General features: G+C 63.5%; 8 protein-coding genes. 4 read left to right on the top strand and 4 right to left on the bottom strand.

Annotated features, from left to right (window positions below; translation table 11 throughout):
• Nucleotides 1-340 precede the first annotated feature (340 nt).
• Both ACEN88_RS19635 and ACEN88_RS19630 read left to right on the top strand, forming a co-directional pair.
• A complete protein-coding gene (locus ACEN88_RS19635; protein ID WP_413342220.1) occupies nucleotides 341-1,237 on the top strand; it encodes a phosphatidate cytidylyltransferase in 897 nt (298 codons plus the stop codon).
• Between the two features lie 10 nt (nucleotides 1,238-1,247).
• Nucleotides 1,248-3,041, top strand: a complete 1,794-nt coding sequence (locus ACEN88_RS19630) for a bifunctional alpha/beta hydrolase/class I SAM-dependent methyltransferase (protein ID WP_413342218.1) — start codon at nucleotides 1,248-1,250, stop codon at nucleotides 3,039-3,041.
• Here the strand turns inward: ACEN88_RS19630 and ACEN88_RS19625 are convergent.
• Together ACEN88_RS19625 and ACEN88_RS19620 are read right to left on the bottom strand one after the other, a co-directional pair.
• Nucleotides 2,992-3,609 (bottom strand): CDP-alcohol phosphatidyltransferase family protein, encoded by a 618-nt coding sequence (locus ACEN88_RS19625; protein WP_413342216.1) that lies wholly within the window; start codon nucleotides 3,607-3,609, stop codon nucleotides 2,992-2,994. The genes ACEN88_RS19630 and ACEN88_RS19625 overlap by 50 nt on opposite strands.
• Nucleotides 3,585-4,820 (bottom strand): phosphatase PAP2 family protein, encoded by a 1,236-nt coding sequence (locus tag ACEN88_RS19620; RefSeq protein WP_413342215.1) that lies wholly within the window; start codon nucleotides 4,818-4,820, stop codon nucleotides 3,585-3,587. Before ACEN88_RS19620 ends, ACEN88_RS19625 begins: the two co-directional genes overlap by 25 nt.
• An 18-nt stretch (nucleotides 4,821-4,838) precedes the next feature.
• Here ACEN88_RS19620 and ACEN88_RS19615 point away from each other — a divergent pair, with 18 nt between their 5' ends.
• Together ACEN88_RS19615 and ACEN88_RS19610 are read left to right on the top strand one after the other, a co-directional pair.
• Nucleotides 4,839-5,885 carry a patatin-like phospholipase family protein gene (locus ACEN88_RS19615; protein WP_413342213.1) on the top strand — a complete coding sequence of 349 codons (1,047 nt, stop codon included), beginning with the start codon at nucleotides 4,839-4,841 and terminating at the stop codon, nucleotides 5,883-5,885.
• Nucleotides 5,882-6,616, top strand: a complete 735-nt coding sequence (locus tag ACEN88_RS19610) for an SDR family NAD(P)-dependent oxidoreductase (protein WP_413342211.1) — start codon at nucleotides 5,882-5,884, stop codon at nucleotides 6,614-6,616. Before ACEN88_RS19615 ends, ACEN88_RS19610 begins: the two co-directional genes overlap by 4 nt.
• Here ACEN88_RS19610 and ACEN88_RS19605 read toward each other — a convergent pair.
• Both ACEN88_RS19605 and ACEN88_RS19600 read right to left on the bottom strand, forming a co-directional pair.
• The gene (locus ACEN88_RS19605) at nucleotides 6,573-7,706 is read right to left on the bottom strand and encodes a reverse transcriptase family protein (RefSeq protein ID WP_413342209.1); all 1,134 of its coding nucleotides are present in this window, start codon (nucleotides 7,704-7,706) and stop codon (nucleotides 6,573-6,575) included. The genes ACEN88_RS19610 and ACEN88_RS19605 overlap by 44 nt on opposite strands.
• On the bottom strand, nucleotides 7,694-7,974 hold a 281-nt coding region (locus tag ACEN88_RS19600), incomplete at its 5' end, for a hypothetical protein (protein ID WP_413342207.1). The genes ACEN88_RS19605 and ACEN88_RS19600, both read right to left, overlap by 13 nt.

Below are 7,974 nucleotides of genomic sequence, written 5' to 3'. Positions count from 1 at the left end.
ACAGGACCGTGAAAAGACTCTGCGCCGATGATAGTGCTGCAACCAGTGTGAAAGTAGGTTATCGTCAGGCTAGTTATTAAGAAAACCCCGTCGAGTGATCTCGACGGGGTTTTTCGTTTTGGAAAAACGAAGCCCGCTCGCTCGGATTCGCACTGCCAATCCTCGCACTGAGCGGGCTTTTTGCTTTGTGGGTCCAGTCTTTAGTCGGGTTGTCACTGCAAACTGTGCACTCGCTTCCTCCCATCTATGTTTTATTGACTTGGCTCAATAAAATTGCAGCTTAGACATTGCGAACAGTTAAAACAAATACGATTAAGTAATCGGTATTTAACTGCTTGCCATGTTCCCTTTCATCGACGCCGGGATGTCCATCGTCCGCGCCATGACAGCGCTGTACGGTCTGCTTGCCGTCGCTTCACTGTCTGTGAAATTCGCCGCTCGCGGTGCAGCGCCTGGCATGTTGAGCTACCAAGTCAATGCGTGGTGGCGAATTTTCCCCATCGTTAGCCTGGCATTAGTGACCTATCCGACAGGCTTGCATGTGCTGGCTTATCTCATCTGCGCTTTCGCGACGCTCGAACTTGAGTCGTATTACCCGGGAGGGCGCACCCGTTTCCGGTTAGGGGCTGCGATGATCGTCCTGGTGACGGGCATCTTGAACAGCTGGATGCCGGTCCTCGCTGCCGCGCTTCTATGTGGCGCCATTTCCGTTTTATCGATGCGTTGCCGTCAGATAGGTACCGCCGGGCCCGCCATCACGTGGTCGTCGATTGTGGCAACGGCTGCGGCGATGCAACTGCTCGTTGCCTTCGCCTCTCTGCCATTCACTACCCGCACCAATCTCGCCTGGCTGTTTTACCTGTTCATTCTGACGGCGTTGAACGACATCGGTCAGTTCGTTGCCGGCAAGCTTTTCGGTCGTCACAAAATCGCGCCGACGATCAGTCCCAACAAGACTTGGCAAGGCTTGGCCGGCGGTGTCGTCATGTCGCAGATTGTGAGCCTCGTGCTCGGTACGTATCTATCATTGGCGACGCCGTCGCAGCTGGCACTGTGGGGTTTGCTGTTGTCGCTGGCAGGATTCGCCGGCGATCTGATGTTTTCCGCAGCCAAGCGCTGTTTGTCAATTAAGGATTTTTCCCAACTGATCCCTGGCCACGGCGGCATCCTTGACCGGGTGGATAGCCTGGTCCTCACCGCTCCGCTCTTGTACTGCCTGCTCCGCAGCATCGACTAAGGACACTGCCATGAAGATCGACCATTCCATTGCCTGGACCACCTTCGAATCCGGTTTTGCCGGTGACGACGGCACACGGCTGTTCTTTCGTGCGTGGCAGCCCGTCGCACCGGCAACCAACCGTGCGCCGCGCGCACTGATCTTCCTCCATCGCGGTCATGAACACTCAGGCCGAATCGCGACACTCGTCGAGCGTTTCGGCGAGCACCGGGACTGGGCATTCGCCTACGATGCGCGCGGTCACGGCTACTCACCTGGTGCCCGCGGCGACGCTCCGGACTTCGCTACGTTGGTGAACGACCTAGCTGCCTTCGTTCGCCACGTCATTGAACGCTACGGAATCGCAATCGAGGACGTAATCGTCGTAGCCAACAGCGTCGGTGCGGTGGTCGCGGCAACCTGGGTGCACGACTACGCTCCGCGCATTCGCGGGCTCGTGATGGCAGCCGCCGCGTTCCAGATCAAGCTGTACGTCCCACTGGCAAATCCGGCGCTGCGTTTCGCGCGGCGATTCAAACCCGAGCTTTTCGTCACGAGCTACATCCGTCCCGGCATGCTCACGCATTCCGCCGACGAGGCGCAGGCTTATGCGGCCGACCCTCTGATCGCGAAAAGTATTTCCGCGAAAATCCTACTTGAACTGGGCGATACGGCAGAGCGTCTCGTCGCCGACGCCGCGGCGATCGATGTACCAGTGCTGATGCTCGCTGCTGACAAGGATTATGTCGTCAAGGAAGAGCCCCAGCGTTTGTTCTTCGAGCGCCTTAGCTCTCGCTTGAAGCGCTTTGTGCGGATCGACGACTGCTACCACGCCGTGTTCTACGAGCGCGACACCACAGCCGCCCTGCACGCGAGTCGCGATTTCATTCGCGACTGCTGGGCTGCTGCACCATTGCCTCCAACGCATTATGTGCGCGCGGACCGCGACGGCCACGCGGCGCACCGCTACGCCGCTATCGAGCGCAATGAGAGCGGCAGCGCCGCAGCGCGCGCCTGGTTCGGCTTGCAGCGCCGCATGCTGGGCGTGTTAGGTCCGCTCAGTGAAGGCATGCGCATCGGCCTGACCTACGGTTTTGATTCCGGCGAGTCGCTTGACTATGTCTACCGCAACGAAGCTTGCGGCCGTCTCGGCATCGGCAAGATCATCGATCGCGGTTACCTGGACGCCGTCGGCTGGCGCGGTATCCGCGTGCGTAAGATGCAGTTGCAACGCATGCTGGCCGACTGCATTGCCGCGCAGCCGCAAGGGAAAACGGTGCGCATCCTCGACATCGCCGCCGGTTCCGCACGGTACGTCCTCGAGACCGCCAAGCGGTTCCAGGACAGTCCGCTCGAGATCACGCTGCGTGACTACATACAACACAACGTCGACAACGCGCGCCGTCTGGCTGCGGACCTGCAATTGACGATCCCGGTGACTGTCGAACGGTGCGACGCATTCGATGCTGCCAGCTATGCAGGACAAGAGGAGGATTACGATATCGCCGTGGTGTCCGGCCTGTACGAACTGTTCAGCGATAACGACAAGGTGTTGGCATCGTTGCGTGGCGTGATGAGTAGCCTGAAGCCGGGCGGGTACCTGATCTATACCGCTCAGCCGTGGCACCCTCAGCTCGACATGATTGCTTATACGTTGATCAACCACCGCGGCCAGCTGTGGAAGATGCGTCCACGTCCGCAGGCGGAGATGGATGCACTTGTCTCACTGGCCGGTGGACACAAAATCGCGACTGCAATTGGTGTGGAGGGGATCTTTACTGTATCAGTGGCGCGTCGGCCTGCAGCGCCCGGCGCAGACGGTTGAAGACGGTCAGCCCCGACAGCAGCAGCATGGCACCCAGAATACCGTTGCTCCCGGCCGACCCGGAGCCCAGACCGATCAACAGAGCGATGAGACCGAAGGCGAAGGCGCGGTCGCTTTTGCCCATCGGCCCCTCGAAGCCCCGTGGTGCGCCGACAGCCAGTGCCAGAACTCCGGCGAATTCGGCCAGTAGCGCGCCGACGACGACCAGTACCACGAGCGGCGCCACAATGCCGGGCACTAGCGCGAACGGAAGATACAGCGCCACGTCCGACACCTGGTCGCAGATTTCGTTGAGCAGAGCGCCCAGCCTGGTCTTGTTGTCGGTCGCGGAAGCGAGCATGCCGTCGATCGCGTTGAAGGCCATTCGCAGCAGAAGAAACAGAGGCAGTCCGAACCATAGGCCAGCCGTTCCCGGTGCAGCGGCCAGCGCCGCGCCGTACGCCACCGACAGCGCCATCGCACCGAGCGTCACCTGGTTCGGTGTCACGCCTGCCCGGTGCAGCGCGCCGATCAGGGGACGCAGCAATTGCTGGAAGCGCGGTTTCAGCTGATAGATCGAGACGGACATCGTTGTTTCCTTCGCAAGTGAAGTCGCGATATGAGTCGGCTGCGGCTGTAACCCATGGCGCAGTGGATGTACACAGGGTGTCCCGCGTCGCGCAGCCGAGCCAGTGCGGCCAGTACCACACGCAACTGACTGGGGCGCGGCGCTTGCAGGTCGAGCAGGGGGAAATGTAGATAATGCGTGTGACGCAGCAGGGCGGTCTCGGGCAATTCGCCCGATAGGTCGATGACGTGGCAACCGCGCGGCAGGGCACGGGCTTCCACGTTAGTGAGGCGTCGGCCCGACCAGAATCCGGGCGCATGTTGCACGAACGCAGGGCGGCCGCGCTCGCGAATGCGCACGAGGGCCCACGTCAGCCGGTAGCCGGCGAGATAAGGCCAGAAGAGCAACCAGGCGCGAAGTGGATGTCGACCCAGGCGCTTGGCGAGGAAATCGGAACGGCGTGTGGCATAGGCCGCCGCCACCAATAACAGGCTGACCGCTGCATAAGCCGCGATCCAGCTGTGCAGGGGGACCACACCAACCAGTACGACGAGGCCCGCCGCGATCGCATAGTAAAAACTGACGGTCGTACGGCGCGCGGCGCCCGGCCTGATCGCCCACGCGGCGGCGGCGCCCAGCAGCAGGCCACTGACGACGTCAACTACGTGATGTTGCCAGGTGAACAGCGTGCTCGCAGCGACGAGCATGAGCCAGGCACCCAGCAGGGCGCGTACGGTGTCGCGGCACAGGGACCGCAAGGCGAGCCAGATGATCACGCAGTACGCGACGTGCAGCGAAGGGCATTGGTTGTAGGGCCGATCGACAATGTCGAGCCACTGGTACAGCGTGGCGGGTATGCCGTCCGCAACGTCGGGACGTACGGCGCCGAATTGCGCGGGCACGGCGGCGAAGACGAGGCAGCCGGCGACCGTGACCAGCAGCAGGCGCCGGCTCACTACGAGCAACTGTTCGTTGTCGCGGACGAGAAAGAAGACAAGGGTGAACAACAGGCCCGAGCTGGCATACGGCACGGCCATCCAGGGCAGGAAGGGGATCGCGGCATCAAGCTCGATGGCCAGGCTGCGTTGCACCTGCTGCGCGGCGAGCAGATTGCACAGCGGGTAGCACACACTGAATGCAAGCCAGTTCAGCATCAGGTGCACGAGGCGCGTACGCACAAGCACGTGTCCGTCCGGCGAACGCTTTCGTTGTGCTTGTGATAATTTTTTCATTTGGGCATTATGCATGCAATGAACACGCATGAACAGTATCGACGCTGCCTCGTGCTGGCTGGAGGGGGCTTCCGGTTCTCCTATTATCTCGGCGTGCACGCGGCAGCAGAAGACTGCGGACGCCGACCCGATGTGCTGCTGGCTAGCTGCGGCGGAGCAATTGCGGCTGCAGCTATTGCGGCTCTGCCCGACGCCGGTGCACGGCGAGACTGGATTGCCGGCTCTGCGATGTACGCGTTCCTGCGTTCGATCCGCTCCACGCAACGTGCGACGCCGCTGCGTACGCTCGGTGCAGCGGGGTTGCGCTGGCTGCGGCGTGCTCGGTCCGCGCGCATCGTTGATCTGCAGCGCGATTATCTGTTCGAGCTTCCAGCCGCACTGCCGTTGCCGCTGCCGGAGCGGGTCGCACCGGATGCGCCGGCGTTGGCCATCGTCGGTGCCAGACTGTTGTACGAACCGGAACAGACGGGAGCACGACGCAGAACGCAGCCGCTGTTTTCTGAAGTCGTGTTCGGCCCGCAGCGTGTTGCAGCTCTGCTGGATGGCAGTCCGGCGCCAGCGGCGGACCCGCGCTGGAGCGCCGGCGCCGTGGATCCCGTGCTACGGGTCGAGCTGGGCATCGCGCCCGCGGACGCCGCGCGCATCTCGATCGCCGACATGTTTTATTTCCGCAGCCACGAAGTCGCGGGCCGACACTACAGCGGTGGCGTGATAGATCTGTTACCCATCGAGCTGGCGCAGCGTCTCGCGCGCGAGGTGGTCATGGAACGCAAAATGCCATTTAACCGCTGGCTCGCACTGCCCGCGTTGCGCGCGGTGTTCGGCATCGACGGCGCCGCGCGCTTGCAGCATGTACATGCGCAGCATGCCGATACGTGGGTCGATACTCGCGACGCCAAAGGTATGCTGCGCGCGCAAGGTATCGGCAAGCGGATCGACTGGTGCCATAACCGCATCGGCCTCGACGTGCCCTCGACGCAGGACGCGTACGCCGCCCAGGTACATGCACAATGGGATTATGGGTACCTGAAAGGGATGGCGGCGTTCGCGGGATGCAAACGATGAAGATCCTGATCATTGGTGGTACGAGTGGCATCGGCTTGGCACTGGCCGTTCACTACCACGCACGCGGTGCCGAGCTGGCGCTGTGCGGGCGCGATCCTGACCGCCTGGATGGCCACCCGATCATGCGGGATGCGCGCGTGCGTACCTACACGCTGGATATCGCCGACCGTTTGGCGGTGGGAGACGTCGTACGTGATTTCGGGGCCGGGGGTCTCGACATAATCGTCGTGACGGCAGGCCAGTATGCAGATGCGGCCGGCCTCGCCGCCGATCCGGGCCTTGGTCCCGCGCTCGTTCAGACCAATATTGCGGGTCTGGTCCACGCTTTCGAAGCCGCTACCTCGTTAATGCGTGCCCAGGGGCGTGGCCAGGTGGTGACAGTAGCGTCGATCGCCGGCCTGTTGATAGACTATCCCGGAGGCTCGTTGTACAGTGCCAGCAAGCGCGCCGCCATCGCCATCTGCGCCACTTACCGCAAGGCGCTGGTGCCGTACGGGATTGCGGTGACGACGCTTGTGCCGGGCTATGTCGACACGGCGCGCCTGCGCGAACTGAACGGAGGCGACGCGAGTGCGAAGCTGTTCCTGCAAACGGAAGCGAATGCTGTCCGGCGCATGGCAGCCGCGATCGACGCGCGTGCCGACTGTTGTGTCTTCCCATGGCAGCTCCATATGCTGGTGCGGCTCTTCAATCTGCTGCCACTGCGGTTGCGTCGGATACGCAAGAAGTAACCGCTCCGTAACAGCGACCCGGCGCCGCCCAGATCAGCACCATCACGACGATAAACGGAATCCAGAGCATCCGGCGAACCCGCACCGACAGCCAGTACAACGCCAGCATGGCGAGAACGGGCACATTGCTGTCGAGTTTACGGCTCAGCAGCAGCGCAACGACGCCCTGCTGCGCGACCGCATACCACGTCATGCGCCCGCCGCCGATGAGCAGGGGATTGCGCCGAGCGGTCCGTTCGGCGCGCTGCGCGACCGCATCCGGCGCAGCCGCGTCACCGTTCCACTTCGCACGCGCCGCACGCGCGCGCGCCAGCAGCGGCGTGCCCTTGTCGGCATCGACCATCCGGATGAAGTGCGCATAGCCTTCCAGCGCCGCCAGCACATTGTCGTTGCCGTTCCACTGCTTGCCGGCCGGCCCATCCTTCTCGACCTGGAACAGCACCGCGCGGAAGCACCGCAGCGTGTCGCGGTCCACGGCGGGCTTCTCGTTGTCGACGATGCCCGTCACGCTCTGGCGCGCATGGCTGCGCATCACCTCCTGCTTGTCCGGATGCGGCGTGAAGCCTTCGTCGACCACGATCTGCCGCACGCGCCACAGCAGCTTGGCCGCCAGCTTGCGCACCGACTCGTCGCCCGAAAATGTCAGGTCGTCCGCGTAGCGCGTGTAGCGGAAACCGAGCCGTGCCGCCGCACCCTGCAGCCGCGCGTCCAGGCGCCGGCACAGGATATTGGTCAGCGCGGGACTCGTCGGCGCGCCCTGCGGCAGGACGCGCGGGCCGTGCGCGACATGGAACGTCTCGCCGTCGACCTGCACGGTCTCCGTCGCGGATTCGGTGCACAGCAGCGCCAGCGTCGTCGCGACCTGCTTGCCGTAGCCGAGCTGGCGGAACACGCCGCGCACGCGCGGCAGCGCGATCGACGGGAAGAAGTCCTTCAGGTCGACGTTGATGACAACCGCCTGGCCGACGTGCGGCGCGGCGTTGCTGACGATGGAGCGGCCGGCCAGGAAGCCGTGCGCGGCCGGGTGCACGGGTGCGCGTGAAAGAACGTTGTCGAGGACCCAGTACTGCGCCCGCTTCAGGCGCGGCATCGGCGCCGAGATGATGCGTACGCCGCGCGCAGCAGGTGGTTGAACAGGGACCAGTGGCCGTAGCGGTCGACGATGCGGCCGGCGGTGCGGACGCTGTTGCCCCGGCTTGCGTCGCGGTCGTCGTAGGTGGCCAGGATGCCGAGCGCCAGCGGGATGAAGTCGGGCGACGCGTCCTCGCCCAGGCGCCGCAACGTGCGCCAGCCGCGCCGCAGCAGGTAATGGCGGGTCACGACCCGTAGGCTACCGTGCTGTCGGGCCGCGCCGCTTC

Origin of the sequence: Massilia sp. CT11-108 (assembly GCF_047302915.1) — a bacterium.
GTDB lineage: Bacteria > Pseudomonadota > Gammaproteobacteria > Burkholderiales > Burkholderiaceae_D > Telluria > Telluria orientalis.
This window is presented reverse-complemented; position numbering and strand designations above follow the sequence as displayed.

What these genes read in the sequence shown, in the direction of transcription:
- ACEN88_RS19635 (WP_413342220.1), top strand. Translation starts at nt 341, where the DNA reads ATGTTCCCTTTCATCGACGCCGGGATGTCCATCGTCCGCGCCATGACA.
- ACEN88_RS19630 (WP_413342218.1), top strand. Translation starts at nt 1,248, where the DNA reads ATGAAGATCGACCATTCCATTGCCTGGACCACCTTCGAATCCGGTTTT.
- ACEN88_RS19625 (WP_413342216.1), bottom strand. Translation starts at nt 3,609, where the DNA reads ATGTCCGTCTCGATCTATCAGCTGAAACCGCGCTTCCAGCAATTGCTG.
- ACEN88_RS19620 (WP_413342215.1), bottom strand. Translation starts at nt 4,820, where the DNA reads ATGAAAAAATTATCACAAGCACAACGAAAGCGTTCGCCGGACGGACAC.
- ACEN88_RS19615 (WP_413342213.1), top strand. Translation starts at nt 4,839, where the DNA reads ATGAACACGCATGAACAGTATCGACGCTGCCTCGTGCTGGCTGGAGGG.
- ACEN88_RS19610 (WP_413342211.1), top strand. Translation starts at nt 5,882, where the DNA reads ATGAAGATCCTGATCATTGGTGGTACGAGTGGCATCGGCTTGGCACTG.
- ACEN88_RS19605 (WP_413342209.1), bottom strand. Translation starts at nt 7,706, where the DNA reads ATGCCGCGCCTGAAGCGGGCGCAGTACTGGGTCCTCGACAACGTTCTT.